We start from the raw sequence: 18,709 nt of genomic DNA on the forward strand, positions 1-18,709 counted from the left end.
ATCAGGAAATTTTTATTGGTAATAAATAACTCCCTGATTTTTATCACTGTATGTTAGTTGCAGCACCGAGATAGCGTCACCAATCACCTATAAATACTCAAGGCTCGCACTGGAGCCCTCCCCCAAACCAAGATCCGGAGATTGATATGGCAACCGCACAAAAGAAACCCGTTAGCACCGATAAATCACCCAAGGCCCAAGAAGCTACTGCACTGTTAAAAGCGGATCACAAAGCAGTGGATTTGTTGTTTCAGCAATATGAAGCGGCTCGTTCATCCACCAAAAAGAAAGCACTGGTTTCACAAATCTGTACCGAATTAACCGTGCACGCACAAATTGAAGAAGAAATTTTTTACCCTCCAGTGCAGGCTGAACTCAAAGATAAAGAATTAATTCCAGAAGCCATTGTTGAACATGCAACACTGAAAGATCTGATCGCGCAAATTGAAGACGGCAACCCGGAAGATGCGCTATACGATGCAAAAGTCAAAGTACTTTCTGAATACGTAAAACACCACGTCAAAGAAGAACAGAACGAACTATTTCCCAAAGTAAAAGCCAGCAAACTAGATTTGTACGCACTTGGCGAGCAATTGGCGCAACGCAAAGAAGAGTTAATGGCAAAGCCATAGATGTTATTGCCGGGCGCCGTACACTGGTGCCCGGCATTTAAAACCCGGTTGACCCCTCCATATTATTGCTCACATGCAATTACTGTAGATCCCTACTACAGACCCACTCCATTACAGAAATTAACCCCAAACGCCTTGCGCAACACTTGTCATATAATATAGTTTATTTTGCTATTAAATCGCCCCCTTAGATATATGGGCTTGCGCATTTATATATGCCAAGGATTTTACTAATAAATATTTTTTGCTGATTCATAAAAACCAAACACGCCCATTGTTCTGCGCAACAACAACCGACGAAGCTCAAGAGCTAATAAATAATCACCAGATTATGCGCAGAACTCCGCGATGAACTTTACTGGCGACTGAATAATTGCAGCCGCCGTGAAGTTTTACATAATGAAATGCTGTATGGAGATAACACAATGCAACGGCAATTAAAGGTATTTTTACGGTCAATGGTTTTTGGGTTCATTTGCCTGAACAGCGCAGCAATTTTTGCGCAAGATGGAAAAATGTACCCCATGGATGCACCTAATGAACCGGGCGCAATTCCACTGAATACCGGCGGGGTGGAGAATCAACCCGCGCAGGAATCCTGGTTTCGCCAGTGGGGTGACCCTATGGCGCGGAACATTACCAAAGCAACACTCACACCGTTTTTGGCTGACCCGAAAAAAGCCAATGGCACCAGTGTAATTGTGGCGCCCGGTGGTGGTTTTATGTGGCTTTCCATGAAAAATGAAGGCTGGGAAGTGGCTGAGGCTTTGGCAGCGCGCGGCATTAATGCGTTTGTACTTAAATATCGCCTGCAGCCCACCGCAGATTCACTGGAAGCATTTGAAAATCAAATGAACCAACGTTTTGCCGACGCCGCAAAACCGGCGGATGATAAAAAAGCCCCCGCACGGCCGCAGTGGGATTTAAGTAATCAATTAGCCGATGTGGAAGCCGCTTACGCCTTAATTAACAGCCGCGCGAAAGAATGGAATGTGGATATGAAAAAAATCGGCATGATGGGTTTTTCTGCCGGCGCCGGTTTAACCATGGCCACCACCTTGCAATCCAAAAAAGTTAAGCTGGCATTTATCGCACCGATTTATGGCGGCATGAATGCGGTTGAGGTACCTAAAAATGCACCACCTATGTTTGTTGCTATCGCGGTGGATGACTTTTTATTTCACGGAGAAGCTGGATTAATTAAATCCTGGTACGACGCAAAAATCCCCGTGGAATTTCACTTGTATCAAAACGGTGGTCACGGCTTCGGCTTAGGCAACCCTGATCGCACCAGTAACAAGTGGTTTGAATCCTTTATGTATTGGCTGGAAGTGAATGGTTTTGTTAAATCTTAATTAACGACTACGAGTAAAGTCCGCCGTTATGGCGGCGGACTTTTATTCTTTAAGAGCCAACTTCTGCAGTCGTTTTTAATACATTCATTTGATGAACCACTTTTTCAGCCGCTTTTTTCCCGGCAAGAAACGCGTGGTCAGAATTATAATATTCCCACTCGCTGTAACGCCCCGCGAGAATAATGTCCTGCTTTTCCAGCCACGCTTTTACGATTGCAACATTTTTTGCGCGTGCGTGATCATAAATGACATAAGCGTAAGGCATGTCCACCAGATTTGCGGTGATCACTTTATCGTCGGCATCCATCATTCCTACTTTTATGCAGTCCTCAATGCAGCGCGAAATTAATGCATCGCCATCGAGAGGCAAGGGTTTCCAGGGGGAGTAGGAAATTTCACAGGTAAAGCCAAAACCACCGGGTGCGTTACATTCCGGGCTGGCATTTCCCTGCACAAAAATGCGATGAAAAATGGTGTCTTCCGGATAATAAATCCAATGTTTGTCGGTAACCTTTTCGCGATTAATACCGATGTTCACACAGCGCACGGAAATATGGCGTAACCCACGGGCGGCGTCGTGAACTTCCTTCGGTGCTTGGCTCCCCATTAACCGGACTAATTCCGGTAGCGGCATAGTGCTGATTAAATTGTCGTACTGAAAACGGCGCCCATCTGCCAGGGAAATGATGTGCTCGCGCGGTAGCAATTGCACCACATTGGCATTCACTTCGATCTGCCCTTTTATATGCGGCAAAAAGCCAGACACCAACGCTTGGAAACCGCCCTGGCGAGGATATCCAAAACGGGCGTTTGGCCCCATTGGTTTGCCAACGGGTTGCAACGCACCATCAATAATTTCGCTCAAGTCTGGCAAAGGTACTCGCCCACCCAGCCATGAGGTTTCCATTTCAGTTAGCGGTAGCGTCCACAATTTTTGGTTGTAGGGTATGGCGAAATGTTTGGCAATACCTGCGCCCCACACGGTGTAAATAAACTCCTCAAAATTTTGCGTTTCGCGTTTACTGGCAGTTTTACTGGCATTGGCGACGTCGGTAGTGCCGTCAGCGCAGCAGTCTTCTACATTTGCTGCACCATCCCCTTTGGTGGTGATGCATTGCGCGGCAGCAGATTCTTTTTTGTTGGTGGGATTATGGCGAGCGTCGACGGCGCCGATAATACATTCTTTAATCGTTTCCGGAGGCAAACCAAATAGTGCGCCCTGAAATGGATAGCGCGTGTGAACATTTTTGCTATAGACCCAGGCTTCGCGATTTTGCCAATGTTGATTGTCACCCAATAAAATATCGTAGAGTTTTAATACATAGGGATCATTGGAAAACATAATGTGACCCGCATAATCAAACGTGAAGCCGTTATCCTTAATGGACCTGCACCAGCCACCCACTGTTGAATTGCGTTCAAGTAAAAGCGTATCTGCCCCTAAATGATAGGCCGCACTTAACCCTGTAGGCCCTGCACCAATAATGGCGCAGCTAATGGACTGCAGCGCTGTGGGGGGACGCAGGGAATTAATTTTTGCAGTCGCAGGCGAGCCTGAAAAAGCATCGGCATTTTTGGCTTCTGCTGTTTCAATACGGCGTGTTTTATCTAGCGGGGTTAATGAATCAATTAATTGAAACATGGAATCCGTTGTACGCTCCCAGGAGGTGGCCGCGACTACGGCGCGCATTTTGTCAGCCAGTGCCAGTTGTTGCTGAGCAGATAGCACCAAGGCTGCCTCACAGGCATCGATAAATTCTTGGGTGTCGTAGCCAATCGCAACTATGTCGCCATAGGGAACTACAACGTCGTTGATTGCGGTACTTACGATAGGCAGTTGCGCTGCCATGTATTCCAATACTTTGGTGGGGCTGATAAAACGTGTGGCTTCATTCAATGCAAAAGGCAGTAAACATACATCCCATTGCGACAAAAATTGCGGTAATACTTGATAAGGTTGTTGGCCAAAATAATGAATATTGGCGCGTTTTGGCAAAGTATCCGGATTAATTTTTACCACCGGCCCCACCACAATAATTTGCCAGGTTGAATGGGCATCGGCGAGTGCGGTAATTAAATTCAAATCTAGGCGTTCATCGATCACCCCATAAAAACCCAACCGTGGGCCGGCAATATTGTCTTGTAAGGGATGGCCATTGCTGCGATCCAATGCCTGCTCAAAATGCACAGCATCGACGCTGCTTGGAAAACAATACACGTTGGGATGTAAATTGCGTTTCGCCTGGTACAAACTTGGCCCACCGGTAAACACAATGTCGGCAACCTTTAGCAAGGCTGCCTCGCGCTGTAATAATTGTTTGGGCGCATTTTGAAATGCGGAGAGTTCATCCATACAATCATAAACAACCAGCGCCGCCGGTAATTGTTTCAATAAGGGCAAGGCCATAGGTGTATAAAACCAGACGATGGGCTTCTCACCTGGGCGCATTAATCCTGCAATCAAAGGCTCTAATTCCTGTAACTGATCGTCGTGAAAGCCGCCAGCATGAATAGGCGTATGCGGCTGACACACAGTAATATTGGCAGCGGGTGAGTAAGTTTTAATAAAACTCGCGCCTTCGTGATAGAAGGGTTCTTCAACAACAATAATTTCAAAATGCTGCGCCAATCGGCTGAGTAAATGTTGTGGTCTTTGATAAACAAAATCCCAGCGCAAATGACAAAATACAATAATGGTTGGCATATAAGCTCCTGAAGCTGTTTGGGCAGATGTCGTTGTGTGAAATTTTTGTAATAGGCGTTGTGCTTGTCGCAAACCTTCTGCATAAGCGGCAGGTAAAATTCGCTGCATATTTTCGGGGGCATTTTCGATATCCCACAGGCCACTGTGGTGCCAATAGTGTTCATTTTCCCAATCGTGTCGGTCGATCGCGGGGTAGAGACAAATGCCGATGCACGCCACACCTTTTGTTAAAGCGAATGCTATTTCTTCCGCAACTTGTCGCAGCCATATTCCGCGCCCGCTTCCTACATGACTGGTTTCAGCGAGTAATATTGGGCGGTTATAGCGCGCTTGTAATTGAACTAACATTTCATGCAGCGGTTGCCGGCGCGCATCGCCCAAATGCCACCACAACTTGGTGTGGGTACCACACTCCCATTGATTGTCGTGGTAGTAATTAGCACCAATAAGATCAAGATAACGGGGATGCCCACCTAACTCCGGTTCACGCCGTCCACATAGCATGTCCCATGAATCGTATTGCGCTGAATTCCAATCCACAGCCCATTGTTTCCATTCCGGCCGTTCAGTGGGTGCAACCACATGAATAATTGGATCGCAATGCAAAATGCGCGCTGCCGGATTCACCGCCCAAATCGCATCGCACCCCGCAATGGTGGCGCGCACTAATTGACGTTTGGCTTCAGTTTGCGCCCGCTCATCAAACATGTTTTTACAGTGAAACAAATGAATTGACAGGCCCCAACTGGTAAATGAAATTTCATTGAGCGGCGAATAAATTGGCGGGGAATCACAAAAGGGTTCTAAAAATTCGGCGGCGGCACGACAAAAACGGGCGAAACGGGTAATAAATTCCGCAGCGTAGACATCAACATCATCGGGCCAACCGTAGTGACAAAATGTCCAGCAGACTTGAATACCTAATGCCTGTGCGGCACGTGCACGAAATTCAACGGAAGAAAAATCGAATTCGTTATTGATTTCTACTAGCCGCCAACCAATCGATTCCCTTACGGTTTTTATACCGAACTGTTGCAGCATTGCATAATCATCAAAAGCCTTAGTGGCATGACCCGTCGATTGATTCATCGACAAAGCTTTTTGAGCGCGATTGACGTGATCAGCTCCTTCATACCCTGCTTGCCAAAAGGAGGCAAATGGGGTTTTGGAGGAGTCACTCATGACCGGTGCACTGGCATGATTATTTTTCTCGCAGATAAAATTTGCATCGGTTTTTTTTGCATCCTGTTTATTAACAGTCGCGACTAATAGTTCAGGGGCTGGAGATTTTATTTTTCCAAAAATAGCCCCGTTGTCGCTTCTGTCATTAAAGTGAGGTGCTTTTAATAAAAGCCCCTAATCCTGTTCATATTAGGGTGCATTGCAGAGCAGCTCTGTACGTTAACGTACCTTACATTTTTATTTTAATTGCTATAGTCGGGCTGATTTTTAAACACGCGTTCTATTGCGATATCGATCAGCAATAGCAACAGGCTCCCGGAGCATAAAATGACAGCAGCTGTATTTGCCTACCCTCGCCCGCAATTGGTTCGGGAAAATTGGTTATCACTGAACGGGATATGGAAATTTTCGTTTGATGATGAAAATCAATTTTCCGATCCTTCTTATTCCACTGAGACGGATTCAATTAAGCCGACTTCCATTAAATGGGACTTGGAAATTCTTGTACCTTATCCGCCGGAGTCAAAAGCCAGTGGTATTGGCAATTGTGATTTCCACCATGCGTGCTGGTATCAACGTGACTTTCAATTGCTCGCGCAAGGCCAACGCGTATTACTGCATTTTGGCGCAGTGGATTATCGGGCGCGAGTATGGGTGAACGGGCATTTAGTGGTGGAGCACGAAGGTGGGCATACGCCATTTACCGCTGACATTACTCATGCCATGGGCGATAGCGAACATCATCTGGTGACAGTTTATGCGGAAGATGACCCGCACGATTTAGCAAAACCGCGCGGAAAACAGGATTGGGAATTACAACCACACTCCATATGGTATCCGCGCACCACGGGTATTTGGCAAACTGTATGGTTGGAATCTGTTGCATCTACCTATATTCAAAAAATTCGCTGGACCCCAAATTTTGATGGTTTTGAAATCGGGTGCGATACCATTATTGCCGGTGACCTGAAGGCTGACTTTACTGTTCAAGTAAAAATCTCTCACCAGGGAAAATTATTAGCCGATGATCACTACAAAATTTTCAGCAACGAAGCGGCGCGGAAATTAAGTTTGTCTGACCCTGGTATAGATGATTCGCGCAACGAATTACTCTGGAGCCCGGAGCGCCCCACATTGCTGGATGCAGAAATAATGTTGTGGCGTGACGGCGAAATAATTGACAGGGTATGCTCCTACACCGCATTGCGCTCGGCCCACATTAATCGTGATCGTTTTATGCTGAATGGCCGCCCCTATTTTTTACGCCTTGTGCTGGATCAGGGATACTGGCCCGATACTTTAATGACTCCCCCCTCCGATGATGCCCTGCGGCGCGATGTAGAACTCGCCAAAGCCATGGGGTTTAACGGTGTTAGAAAACATCAAAAAATTGAAGATCCGCGCTATTTATATTGGGCCGACAAATTGGGATTATTGGTGTGGGAAGAAATGCCCTCGGCTTATCGTTTTACACCAACAGCAGTGCGGCGCCTGGTGCGCGAATGGGCTGAAGTTATTGAGCGCGATTACAATCATCCCTGCATTATTGTTTGGGTACCGTTTAATGAATCCTGGGGCGTGCCGAATTTAACTTCCACCCAAGCGCATCGCAATGCAGTTGAAGCGCTTTATCATTTAACGCGCACGTTTGACTCTACACGCCCGGTTATTGGCAACGACGGTTGGGAAGCATCGGCAACGGATATCATCGGCATTCACGATTACGATGCCAACCCGCAAAGTCTGGCCGCACGCTATGGCTCATCCGCACAACAAGAATTGTTTGATCGCCGTCGCCCGGGAGGAAGAATACTCACGCTGGATGGATACCCCCATCGCGGACAGCCAATTGTATTGACCGAATTCGGCGGGATAGCCTACGCCAAACCAAATGCAGGTGACGGAGAAGAAGTCTGGGGTTATTCACAAGCCTTTAGCGACGAAGAATATTTTCACAGCTATCGCGATTTGCTGCATGTCGTTAACGAGACCAGCATGTTCAGCGGATTTTGCTACACCCAATTTGCAGACACCTTTCAAGAAGCCAACGGTTTGCTTTTTGCTGACAGAACCCCAAAATTACCGCTCGATAAAATCGCCGCGGCAACTTGCAATAAACTGGTTGGCGATTAAGGTGAATTGACTGTACGGCAGGAAATAATTTGCTGCAATTATAACACCGCGGGACAAATCTAAAGGCTTACACCTGCTTGTGCATCGCTACCAAAAGTTGCAAGTGCAAAATCAATAAAACTCCTCAGTTTTGGCGTCATGCGGCGATCAGGGGCGTGAAGCAAATGAAATGGGCGCGCCGCCACCGGGTAATCGGTAAGCACTTGTACTAATCGCCCTGCAGCCAATTCGTCGCGCACCAACTCGCAAGGCTGCAACAAAATACCTAAGCCTGCACGTGCAGCCATTAATAATGCCTCACCGTTATCCACCATTAATTTTCCTGCAACTGACACAGAAATTGCCGCACCCGTCTTGTCTTCAAATGTCCAGCGCGCGCGCAACTCGGTGTGTGAAAAACCGAGGCATTCGTGGTGCGCCAGATCATTGGGGTGAGTGATTGCCGGGCGATTGGCAAGGTAGGCCGGGGCAGCGCACAAACGCAACCGATAAGGCGCAAGCACGCGCGCAACAAGGCCGCTGTCTGCCAACTCTCCCACACGGAAAGCCACGTCAAACCCTTCGTCAATAAGGTCCACATAGCGATTGGAAAGCGACATATCGACGGAAACTTCCGGGTACATTGCCAGGTATTCAGGTAGACGCTTGGACAAGGCATGCACGCCAAATGTCACCGGGGCATTAATACGCAAGCGACCGCGCGGAACGCCTCCGCTCATAGCCGCGACGCCTTCTGCTGCGTCTACCTCCGCCAAGATGATTTTCACGCGCTCGTAAAATGCAAACCCCGCCTCGGTCACGTGATGCCTGCGCGTAGTGCGGTTGATCAAGCGCACCCCCAAATGCTGCTCCAGGCTTTGGATATGTTTACCCACCAACTGGGAGGACATAACCAAGGCATCTCCCGCTGCTGAAAAAGACCCTGCTTCCACCGCTTTGGCAAACACACTCATGCTAAGTAATCGATCCATTCCAAACACCCTGTTTCAAGTATCGATCCATTTTCACCATTTATCTCAATAGGTTTCAAGTCCTAGAGTAGGTACTCCAACTCATCCAGCGGAGAACGTCATGAAAGTAGCAATTATCGGAACCGGAAATATGGCAACAGGTTTGGCGCAATCATTGAGCGAGGCCAAGATCGAATTGGTTATTGGCAGCCGCGACCCCGCCAAAGCAGCGGCGCTGGCAGCAAAAACTGGAGCAAGTGTTGAGGGTGGCGGCATAGCGGCGGCGGTGAAATTGGCCGAGGTGATTATTATTGCGCTGCCCTTTGGCGCGGTTGCAGAGGTCTTGCAGCAAGCCGGTGATTTATCGAACAAAATACTGGTCGATATCAGCAACCCCATCAGTGCTGATTACAAGAGCCTGGTGATTGGCCATACCACATCAGCAGCAGAGGAAATTCAGGCGCTGGCCCCCAATGCCAACGTGGTTAAAGCATTCAACACTATTTTTGCGCCCTTGCTGCCGCAGTCAGCGCGTTTAAATAAAACAGTGCAAGTGTTTATTGCCAGCGATGATGAGAATGCAAAAACGAAAGTAACACAACTCACTACAGCAATAGGTTTTAAAGCGGTAGATGCTGGCCCACTACGCAATAGCCGTTTTATCGAACCCATCGGCGAGATGAATATTCATTTTGGATTTTTTCTCGGCAAAGGCACTGCTATAGCACCAGCATGGGTGACCTTGTAAATTAAGGTCTGTATTTTCCAGTGAGGCGACATCATGAAATTTTTTATTGTGCTTGCAGCTAATTTTTTACTCGTATCCCTAAGCACTTTTGCAACTGAAGTTAATTTCAGCCGTGCCAAACTAACGGCAGTTGATGTCTCTTATTCACTGGAAGATATTAACGGCGTTAAGGCAATTAAGGTTGTTAAAAACCCCAAGGTAACAAAGTTTGATGAACCCACTTTTGTGCGCATTCAAGGAACGGATTTCAAAGACGGCACCATTGAAGTCAAGGTATTGAGCCGGTTACTGGCCGATGCGCCGGATTTTGCACGCGGTTTTATCGGCATAGCCTTTCGTATTAACAACGAAAATTCTGCGTTTGAAAGTATCTACGTTCGTCCCACCAATGGGCGCAGCGACGATATCAAAAGGCGCAACCATGCCACCCAGTATTTTTCCTATCCAGATTTCAAATTTGATCGGCTGCGCAGCGAGTTTCCCGGTCGCTACGAGTCGCCTGCCGATATAGGTTTGAATGAATGGATTCAATTAAAAATTGTGGCAACAGGTCAACGTGCCAGCTTATTTATCAATAATGCAGATACACCGGCGTTAATCGTTGATGAATTAAAACGTGGTGCAGATACAACCGGAGCAATTGGATTATGGGTAGATGTAGGTACTGATGGTTATTTTTCTGACCTTCGAGTGTATCGCTGATTCCCCCAATGAAAACCAACATTATGAAAGTTAATTCCACGCAAGATGAGAATCATATGCCAGTAGTAAACTTCTCCATGCTCAAGCGTGGAGAAGTTTTAAAAAAATTCAGCTGTGAATTTCCTAACGTAAAACGCCTAACTGTTTAAAGCGCAAACAATAAAAAAACATCACCGCAGTAAATAGAGCCATGACAATTGGCATAAACCATAACTGCCCCATTGCTTCACGACCTTCAGAAAGGACAAGGACGTACAATATATAAATCAGGGTGCCAACTAACGAGACCAAAAATAAGTTGGCCGCTAAACCATAGCGAAGCAGTAATCCAACGGAACCCAATAATCCACCCCACACTGAAAGCGACCACCCAATGACAGCCCAGATTGGAACAGTTAAGAAATAGTTAATTTGGGATTCCGTCATACCAGAGGCTTTATAGTATGTTTCACCTTGACTTACACTCATGATGTAGTCGAAACCAGCAGCTAAACTGTACAAAAGGAAAATCCCTCCCAACAGGAATGCATGCCAAGGTAAACCCAACTCTTTATTTTTAACAAAACCATCCATATTTCACCTCAAATATTTGAAGAGCAGTTAAATCCCACCTAGCTTAGACACAGCACTTGCGCCTCTGGATTCAGATAAGACAAAAAATCCCAACTCATAAAAAAACCAGCGCCGCTTTCACGATGCTGGTTTTTGTTACTACAAAAAAATGATTACACAAATACGTTAATAACACGCTCTCCATGCATCTTTTTGGATGCGCGAATTAGTGAAACTGTATTTGCGATCTTTACCGCCGTATAACAGAGTGCACGCGGCGGGTAATTTTTCGCGGGTGTTGGCGCTGCTACCCGTGAGGTAATAGTAGCTGCCGCTAGCGGGAAGAGTGATGCCGGTGGCGTAGACGAAGGTTTTCTCTTTTTTCAATTTCATCGGCACATTGCTGCCCGCTGCAACATTGGGCAGTGCGCCAGAAATATAGGCCGCTGTATTTGGTGTGGCATTGGTCATATCCACTTCAAATACACCGACTTCCGGTTGGCTGCAGCTATTCCAGCGCGCGCGAATTAATGACGTGCCGTGACTAATGCTGTAGGCGCGGTCGGTATTCCACATGAGCGCACATTCAGTGGGGACTTGTTCACGTGCAGCCCAGTTGTTGCCATTTAGAAAGTAGTACGCGCCAGTTGAGCCAGCGGGCAGCGTGGCGTAGTGATAATAAATACGCCCGTCGGTGGTGCTCATGGGCACTATTTTCCAATTGGGTGTGCCGGTAAAGGAGCCAGTGATGTACACACCATTGGCAGTGTTGACGCCGGTCATATCCACTACAAACATGACCTCGGGGTTGGCGATAGCCGCACAACTGCCCCACTTTACCGCGTAGGTCACATCGCCATTGGCGATAAAACCGCGATCCACTCCCCACCAGGGCGCACATTCGGCGGGCACGGTTTCGCGCGCACTCCAGCTGTTGGCGTTGAGGAAGTAGTAAGCACCCTCGGCACCCGGCGCTACTTCGGCGGTGTGGGTGTAAATGTTGTTGCCTTCCAACGTCATGGGCACCAGCGCCCAGTTGCCCGCACCGCTAAAGCTGCCGGTCACGTACACACCTTGGCTCACATCCACGCCGGTCATATCCACTTTTAACGTAAGTTTGGCAGTTGGCTCCGGCGCTACTGTCGGGTAGTCCTGCGCCAAAAATTCCACCCCGCCGGGGATCATCAACTCGCCGTTAAAGTCGAAAAAGGTTTGGTTTTCCCAGTGCGACCCATGACCCCATTGGGTATAGGCATTGCTGCTAATCCACAGCGGCTCCCAGTAGATCACCCCTAGCCCGCCGTTTTGCGCCACGGCGGTCGTCAGGTCGATCAGGTAATCCTTTTGCACTTGCGGGCTGGGCGCCGGGTAGCCGGGAGCCGAGTCATTAATAATGTTACCTGCCGGATCTATTCCCTCGGTAGTCCAGGGGTGACTCACTTCCACGATCATCACATCTTTTTGGAAATCCTGTTTCAACTGCGCGATCAATGCTGCCGTTTGATTGATGGAGTAACCGTGCCAGTGGTAGTAATAAGACATACCGATAATGTCGTAACCGGTCAGCCCGGCGTTGCGCACGCCAGCAAAAAAACCATAAACATGAGCGGGATTGGCAATATGGATAATGGTTTTCGGTGTTAAGGAACCCAGCGCGCCAGCATCTTTTACCGCGCGAATGCCTTCGTTCATCAGCGCCGCCTGCCGCGCATAGTTCACGGGCGATAAGGGTTCACCCGGGCCAATTGCCATGTTGTTATTGGTCTCATTACCGATTTGCACCAACTCCGGCATCAGGCCCTCGGCATCCAGATCGCGCAGGGTTTGGAAGGTGTAGTTGTAGAGCAGCACTTTGAGCTGATCGAGAGTAGTTGCTGAATCCCACGCAAACGGCCGACGCTGGTGACTGGGGTCGGCCCAATTGTCGGAGTAATGGAAATCCAATAGCACTTGCATGCCATTAGCTTTAGCACGGGCGATGGAGCGCTTGGCATCGGCATAGTTGGAGTAAGTGTTTACATTGCCGGCAAAATCCAGCCAGTTGGGGTTATGCCACAAGCGAATGCGCACTAGGTTCGCGCCGTAGTCATACATAATCGCGTAGGGATCTTGCGTCACCCCGTTTACTTTAAAAACGGCGCCGTTGTCTTCCACTTGATTGACGTAAGAGAGATCCACCCCCTTGTAAAACGTATTACTGAGCGCTGCCTGACTAAACAGCAGGGTCAATAACATACATAGCCAGCCGACGGATGTTGGGTTGGGTTGTGTTGGTAAGCGCATGATTCACCTTCATTATTGTTAGTTGATATCACTGTTGATGGCGGGTACGGCCGAAAACCAAGCCCAGTAGACCTAGGACCAAGAGCATCAATGAGGAGGATTCAGGCACCTTGCTGGTACTACCGCCGATGGTTGCCAACACATTGTCAATGGCCACATCGCCCTCCACGTAATCACCCACAATAGAAAAACCTTTCAGACCATTACTGCTGCTAAAACTGAGGGTTTGATAGCTAGCGGGATTAAAAAATGCATCGTCAAACGCGGTAATAAGCGAGGAGAAAATCAAGTGGTCAGCCATATCAAACGCTACAAACCAATAACCCTCAGTCCAGGTCGCGAGGTCGATGGAGAAGTGAGAAATGCCACTGCCAAAACCAGCGTCAAACACAATGTCCGCATTGCCAGTATTGTCGCCATCGGAGATCCACAAGCCATCCAGCGGCATACCGCGATAGCTGGTGTCATTGATAAAGTAATTGCTGAGGTTGGAATTAAGCCCGAGCCAGTTGCTCTCCCAGGCCGGTAAATCTGCATTGAAATCTTCGCTGTACATCACCGGGCCAGCGGTAGCAAAACCGGAACTCAACAGCAGCGACAAGATTAGGGGGGATCTTTTTTTCATCATCTATTCCTTATTTATATTTATGGTTGAACTGCATGAACGAACTGCCAGCATCAAAAGCTGAAGTACCAGCAGACGCTGCATCATACAATATCATAATTATATTATTAATAGGCTTTTGTAGATTTTTTGATCAGACAGGAGAGGTCTAATCACCCGGTGCAGGGCAAAAAAAAGAGAAGGGGCGCAAGGCCGCTTCTCTTTTTTTGGGGGGGACAGTAAAACCGCATAAACAAAATACCCGAGCCAACCTCGGGTGTTTTAAAACTACAAAGGAAAAGCAATAGCACGGCCGATTTCAGTACCGGGCAATATTCCAATACAGATTATTTGCGTAACGACATAAATGGGAACGCACCATTTGAATACAGGGTGGATAGCGTTGAATGCAAGGCGATCTATAACCATCGGCGTAAGCAAAAAAGCATAGGTCGCCACCAGCGTTAAAATCGTGCCCTCAACGGGAATAAATGGCAAAAAAGCAACGCGAGTTACAGAAGCGGACACCATACTCAACGAGGCCATCAGCATAAAACGCTTATGAAGTTGTAGTTGCTTCCTAAAAAAAATACCCAGGATATAGAAAATAAAAAAGCTGAATAACGTGTGCAAAATACCCCACACAAAACTCGCTCTTGAGTGTACATGCCCACCCGTCCAGTTGGGATCATAGGCAGCCATAACCCCTATTAGCATTTCAACGCCACTGATAATTAAAAAAACAAACAGAGCCACACTCATGTAGCCAAGTTTTTTGTGCGCAGAAAAATTGCCCGACGAAACAAGATTAGATTGAGCAGCAAATAGAATGTACCAGCCCAAATACAAAATGGAATGCACTATAAATGTGGCCGAAAAAATTTCAGGAGTGTTATAAACCTTCACATAGTAAGGAAGGATCGAAACAAAAATCAGGCCCAGCAACACAATGGAAAATTTTCCATAAATAGGCCGATTCGAAAATCTTACCGTTTTGACAGATGAAATCTGATTAGCTGGCGTCGATATATTTGTGTGATCCATAATTATTTCCTTTTATTTGAACACAAACACTATCACCAGACACATTTTGACTCTATAACAAAGCCGTAAAAACAAATGCGTGCAGATTACAAACAAAAAACCCGAGCAAGGCTCAGGTTTTTGTGGGGTGGGTTTTGTGAAGTACAGTTGCATGGATATGGAAATAGAAGCAGCTGAGCTTTGTGTAACGGTCAAATTCTAAAGATAGTTCTTGATGTAGGTTGGGCGGTAATGCCCAACATTTTTTGATATTGAATATTATTGTTGGGCATGGCTGCCTAACCTACGTACTACGTGCTACCTATTAGAATTATTCGCTTCATCGCCATAGCACTGCATATTTGCACCTTCCGATTTTATATTGGTGTTGTAGGTTTCATTCTCTTTAGCCTCGAAACAATACAACTCTCTCTTCTCTCCCCACCCTATAATTTGATAGGCAGCTTCATGCTCCGGTGGTAACGGCCTTAACTTTGCCACCATGTTTTTAATATTGCCTTTCTTTAACGCGTGAATACCAAGCCATACATGAAATCTGCGTGCTTTGAGTTCACCGGATACAACTTTTTTTACGCGAGCGTCAAAGAGATAAAATGTCGCCCAGGTTCCGCAGTTTTGTTCCTCACTCCCATTATCAAAACAAAGAGTGGATGCGACCTCACCTGTGTCCCTTACAAACTTGAGATCAACTACGGCAATGATTTCTTCAGCGCTAGATGCGAAAGAGTAAAGTAGAACAATAATAAAAATAATTCGATTCATGATTTTGCTCTCACAATCTATTAAACAGCTACCACCGGATATTCTTTCTAATGCAGTTTGCGGCGACTTACTACAAGCACTGAATTAAAGACCACTCCAGCAAAATCCACAAACGTAAATCGCAGGCAAAAAAAAGCGGCTACCGAAGTAGCCGCAAGGGAAAGGGCATTGCAATTGTTTCAAGCGGGGCTTAAAGCTTCCAGGTGAAATCGATCAGGTAGCTGCGGCCGTAGTCGTCGTAACGTTTCAGGTTGGCAGACTCGTTGTTTTGGGTTAAACGCAGTGGCTCGTTGGTCAGGTTGAAAACCTGGAAGCGTACGTTGTAGTTCTCGTTAATTTCGTAAGCGAGGCTGAAGCCAACACCTAATTCCGCATCAAGTGTGGTCAGGTCGTAACTGTCCCAGGTGAAGGCGCTGGTGTAGGCGGAGTGATATTTCCAGCCCAAGCGTGCGTCGATACCGTAGTTGCTGTACCACAAGTCCAAGGTTGCCGTGTCTCTTGCCAAACCTGCCATGGGCAGTGGGTTGTTGGACGGTGCGAACTCTTCAATGTTGGATTCCGCAAACGCGTAGTTGGAGTAAACACCAAAACCTTCTACCGGCAGGAATTCAAACGGCATTTGGAAGGTCACTTCCGCACCGCGCACGTAACCGCCGTTGCCATTTACTGGGCCGTAGATGTCAAAGTCCACACCGTTTTCATTTTGGAAAGTACCAACTACCGCGTTGCCGATGTAGTTGTCGATGTCTTTGTAGTACAGGCTCAATGCCGCAAGGGATTCGGAAGCAAAATACCATTCGTAAGACACGTCAATTTGATCAGAGGTAAATGGATCCAACAGTGGGTTACCCGCACCACCGGATGAACCATTTTCAATAGCGCTGATGTACTGGCCTGCGCGCAACTCATCCAGTGGTGGACGGGAAATCGCTTGGGCGACACCAATACGCAGTTTGCGGGTGTCGTCCAGATCCAGGTTCAAGTTGGCGCTTGGCAATGCTTTGGAATAATCATTTTCAATGTATTCGCCGTTCAATGCGTAACTCTTGGTATTGATTTCAACTTGACGCACACCGATGTTGGCGTTGTAGTCCAAGCCGCCCAGTTGGCCTTCAAAATCCAACTTCACGTAGGCCGCATCGTTGCGCTCGTCTACTTTCCAGTAGCGATCTGCATTAACTTCCGCCGAATCATAATCAACGCCACCAAAAATCACGTCTGCGGTTTTGGCGTAAGACGGTGCATTCAGGAAGGGAATAGTGTCGAAAGCGCCAAGGGTGTAAGAGCTCAGGAAGCCTTCAGGAAAGGCTACTGCAACGCTGTTATCCACACTGCGATTCATGGTGAAATCAGTCCAGATAACTTCTTTCTCGCGGTCTGCTGTGCGCGCACCAAAACTGATTGAACGCAGGTGACCGGCATCCAAATCCCGTTTGATATCAAACTGCGCACTTTGCAATTCGTCTTCCAGAGTTGAACCTTCGTTGACATTGCCAATCCAGTTGTAGGAAGCATTTTCTGGGGTTAACAACGGCGAGCCAGCAGGTGCTGAAATTGACGGTGTACCGCGAGTATCAAAGCTCCAGGTTTCGGCGTATTGATCCAGATAAATCGCATTCCAGTAGTTTTTACGCTCAGCAGTAGAGTGGGAGAAATCCACATCGATCTGCCAGTTGTCAAAACCAGTGTGGCTGAACTTCAAGCCTTGGGTGACACCACTGTTTTCCTGTTGGTAGGCGGCAATCACGTGACGCATAGTGCCTTCCCAACCATTAAACGTACCGGCTACCACGCGATTACCCTGCATTACTACGTTGCTCATCGGGTTATCTACCGCGCCATCGCCGTTTGCATCGCCCAGGCCCCAGCCTTCACCGGAAGGTGGTGTGCCAATGTCTTGCGCCCAGGTTTGGTTTTGCTGCTCATCCATCGCAAATTCGGTGTAGAGCACATCGTATTTCACGTTGAGCGCGTCAGTCGCCTGCCACTCAAAGGTGCTCATGATGCCTTCGCGGTCGGTGTCGAGTTTTTTCACCTCACCGGCAACACCCCAGGGGGTAGTACCAATGGTGCCGTTGCCATCCAGGTCCAGCGCGCTATCGCCATAACCCCAGCCTTGCATTGAGCCATAGGCATTCTTTTGGGTTTGGGTGGAAGCGCCAATCGCAACAGCAAAGGTGTCGCTGAATTGGTGTACAAAAGCGGCGCTCATGCGATTGCCCAGCGGATCGTAATCCGGAACGTCTTCGCCGCTTTCATTGTGCTGCAAACCTACGCGCACGGTGGCTGTAGGGCCGGTGTGCGACAAAGGCGAAATAGTTTTCAGGTTGATGGTGCCGGCGATGCCGCCTTCCACCAGATCTGCTGACTGGGTTTTGTAAACTTCCGCAGCAGATACCAACTCGGAGGGGTATTGCTCGTAGCGAATAGCGCGACCCGGCTCGGGGCTGGCCACTTCGCGACCATTTACGGTGCCTAATACCATGCGTGGGCCAAGGCCACGAATCGCGGCCTGGCTTTCGTTGCCACGGTCGCGTGAACCGTTAATACCGGGCAGGCGTACCAATGCTTCGGCGATAGTGACCGCTGGCGTCGCATTAATATCGTCCATTGCCAGGGCTTCCATCACCTTGGTGCTTTGTTGCTTTACCGCAATCGCCTTTTCCAAGGATGCACGCATGCCGGTTACAACAACTTCTTCAACAGCGCCGGCTTCTTGTGCCTGAACGCCGCTAATGCTGCCGAGCAGCCCCAGCGCAAACAGCAAGCTGGCTTTGGATATTTGGGTTTCGGGAGTTTTGTATTTCATTGCTAAAGCCTCGCGTTCGTCTCGATTGTTTTATTATTAAATATGACGCATATATCATATTTATACGTCAATATGATGTAATCGCCGCCATGTGTCAAGAGTGAAGCCGGGAAGGGAATTAAAAACAATGCTCGCTATTGGCCAGAAAAGGCCTAGGCTTAAAGAGCGGTACTCAGATCCACCAACCGGAGAGAAGCATCATGAGTAAAAGTCAGGATAAACGTAAAGAAAGCAAAAAGCCCGCGACCA

The 18,709-nt window shown here is 47.8% G+C and carries 13 protein-coding genes; 5 read left to right on the forward strand and 8 right to left on the reverse strand.

The genetic code is table 11. The features are described 5' to 3' along the window. Positions 1-146: 146 nt before the first annotated feature. Positions 147-632, forward strand: a complete 486-nt coding sequence (locus tag D0B88_RS18125) for a hemerythrin domain-containing protein (protein WP_151058908.1) — start codon at positions 147-149, stop codon at positions 630-632. Positions 633-1,090: 458 nt separating this feature from the next. Then, complete coding sequence (locus D0B88_RS18130; RefSeq protein ID WP_225318451.1) at positions 1,091-1,987, forward strand: alpha/beta hydrolase; 897 nt, start codon at positions 1,091-1,093, stop codon at positions 1,985-1,987. A gap of 49 nt (positions 1,988-2,036) precedes the next feature. Here the strand turns inward: D0B88_RS18130 and D0B88_RS18135 are convergent, their stop codons facing one another. Next, positions 2,037-5,873: an NAD(P)-binding protein gene (locus D0B88_RS18135; RefSeq protein ID WP_151058912.1), complete on the reverse strand. Its 3,837-nt coding sequence runs from the start codon at positions 5,871-5,873 to the stop codon at positions 2,037-2,039. A 327-nt stretch (positions 5,874-6,200) separates the two neighbouring features. On the opposite strand from D0B88_RS18135, the gene D0B88_RS18140 reads away from it, so the two are divergent. Further along, the gene (locus D0B88_RS18140) at positions 6,201-8,006 is read left to right on the forward strand and encodes a glycoside hydrolase family 2 protein (protein ID WP_151058914.1); all 1,806 of its coding nucleotides are present in this window, start codon (positions 6,201-6,203) and stop codon (positions 8,004-8,006) included. A 59-nt stretch (positions 8,007-8,065) separates the two neighbouring features. Here D0B88_RS18140 and D0B88_RS18145 read toward each other — a convergent pair whose 3' ends face one another. After that, positions 8,066-8,977 carry a LysR family transcriptional regulator gene (locus tag D0B88_RS18145; protein ID WP_151058916.1) on the reverse strand — a complete coding sequence of 304 codons (912 nt, stop codon included), beginning with the start codon at positions 8,975-8,977 and terminating at the stop codon, positions 8,066-8,068. A 100-nt stretch (positions 8,978-9,077) separates the two neighbouring features. Between D0B88_RS18145 and D0B88_RS18150 the strand changes: the two genes are divergently transcribed. Beyond that, entirely contained in the window at positions 9,078-9,704 is a 627-nt protein-coding gene (locus D0B88_RS18150) for an NADPH-dependent F420 reductase (protein WP_151058918.1), read from the forward strand. Positions 9,705-9,737: 33 nt separating this feature from the next. Next, entirely contained in the window at positions 9,738-10,406 is a 669-nt protein-coding gene (locus tag D0B88_RS18155) for a hypothetical protein (protein ID WP_151058920.1), read from the forward strand. Positions 10,407-10,529: 123 nt separating this feature from the next. Here the strand turns inward: D0B88_RS18155 and D0B88_RS18160 are convergent, their stop codons facing one another. The 6 genes from D0B88_RS18160 to D0B88_RS18185 form a co-directional block, all read right to left on the reverse strand. Beyond that, a complete protein-coding gene (locus D0B88_RS18160) occupies positions 10,530-10,979 on the reverse strand; it encodes a hypothetical protein (protein WP_151058922.1) in 450 nt (149 codons plus the stop codon). Positions 10,980-11,144: 165 nt separating this feature from the next. Beyond that, on the reverse strand, positions 11,145-13,241 hold the full coding sequence (locus D0B88_RS18165) for a glycosyl hydrolase 53 family protein (RefSeq protein WP_151058924.1): 2,097 nt from the start codon (positions 13,239-13,241) through the stop codon (positions 11,145-11,147). 28 nt (positions 13,242-13,269) lie between these two features. Then, a complete protein-coding gene (locus tag D0B88_RS18170; protein WP_151058926.1) occupies positions 13,270-13,869 on the reverse strand; it encodes a PEP-CTERM sorting domain-containing protein in 600 nt (199 codons plus the stop codon). Positions 13,870-14,133: 264 nt separating this feature from the next. Continuing rightward, positions 14,134-14,889, reverse strand: coding sequence for a hypothetical protein (locus tag D0B88_RS18175; protein WP_151058928.1), 756 nt, complete (start codon positions 14,887-14,889; stop codon positions 14,134-14,136). Positions 14,890-15,186: 297 nt separating this feature from the next. Further along, positions 15,187-15,651: a hypothetical protein gene (locus D0B88_RS18180; protein ID WP_151058930.1), complete on the reverse strand. Its 465-nt coding sequence runs from the start codon at positions 15,649-15,651 to the stop codon at positions 15,187-15,189. A 190-nt stretch (positions 15,652-15,841) separates the two neighbouring features. Next, positions 15,842-18,460: a TonB-dependent receptor gene (locus tag D0B88_RS18185; RefSeq protein WP_151058932.1), complete on the reverse strand. Its 2,619-nt coding sequence runs from the start codon at positions 18,458-18,460 to the stop codon at positions 15,842-15,844. Positions 18,461-18,709 lie beyond the last annotated feature (249 nt).

Origin of the sequence: Cellvibrio sp. KY-YJ-3 (assembly GCF_008806955.1) — a bacterium.
GTDB lineage: Bacteria > Pseudomonadota > Gammaproteobacteria > Pseudomonadales > Cellvibrionaceae > Cellvibrio.

Excerpts from the sequence above, each read along its gene's own strand:
- D0B88_RS18125 (WP_151058908.1), top strand. The coding sequence starts at position 147 with ATGGCAACCGCACAAAAGAAACCCGTTAGCACCGATAAATCACCCAAG.
- D0B88_RS18130 (WP_225318451.1), top strand. The coding sequence starts at position 1,091 with ATGGTTTTTGGGTTCATTTGCCTGAACAGCGCAGCAATTTTTGCGCAA.
- D0B88_RS18135 (WP_151058912.1), bottom strand. The coding sequence starts at position 5,873 with ATGAGTGACTCCTCCAAAACCCCATTTGCCTCCTTTTGGCAAGCAGGG.
- D0B88_RS18140 (WP_151058914.1), top strand. The coding sequence starts at position 6,201 with ATGACAGCAGCTGTATTTGCCTACCCTCGCCCGCAATTGGTTCGGGAA.
- D0B88_RS18145 (WP_151058916.1), bottom strand. The coding sequence starts at position 8,977 with ATGGATCGATTACTTAGCATGAGTGTGTTTGCCAAAGCGGTGGAAGCA.
- D0B88_RS18150 (WP_151058918.1), top strand. The coding sequence starts at position 9,078 with ATGAAAGTAGCAATTATCGGAACCGGAAATATGGCAACAGGTTTGGCG.
- D0B88_RS18155 (WP_151058920.1), top strand. The coding sequence starts at position 9,738 with ATGAAATTTTTTATTGTGCTTGCAGCTAATTTTTTACTCGTATCCCTA.
- D0B88_RS18160 (WP_151058922.1), bottom strand. The coding sequence starts at position 10,979 with ATGGATGGTTTTGTTAAAAATAAAGAGTTGGGTTTACCTTGGCATGCA.
- D0B88_RS18165 (WP_151058924.1), bottom strand. The coding sequence starts at position 13,241 with ATGCGCTTACCAACACAACCCAACCCAACATCCGTCGGCTGGCTATGT.
- D0B88_RS18170 (WP_151058926.1), bottom strand. The coding sequence starts at position 13,869 with ATGATGAAAAAAAGATCCCCCCTAATCTTGTCGCTGCTGTTGAGTTCC.
- D0B88_RS18175 (WP_151058928.1), bottom strand. The coding sequence starts at position 14,889 with ATGGATCACACAAATATATCGACGCCAGCTAATCAGATTTCATCTGTC.
- D0B88_RS18180 (WP_151058930.1), bottom strand. The coding sequence starts at position 15,651 with ATGAATCGAATTATTTTTATTATTGTTCTACTTTACTCTTTCGCATCT.
- D0B88_RS18185 (WP_151058932.1), bottom strand. The coding sequence starts at position 18,460 with ATGAAATACAAAACTCCCGAAACCCAAATATCCAAAGCCAGCTTGCTG.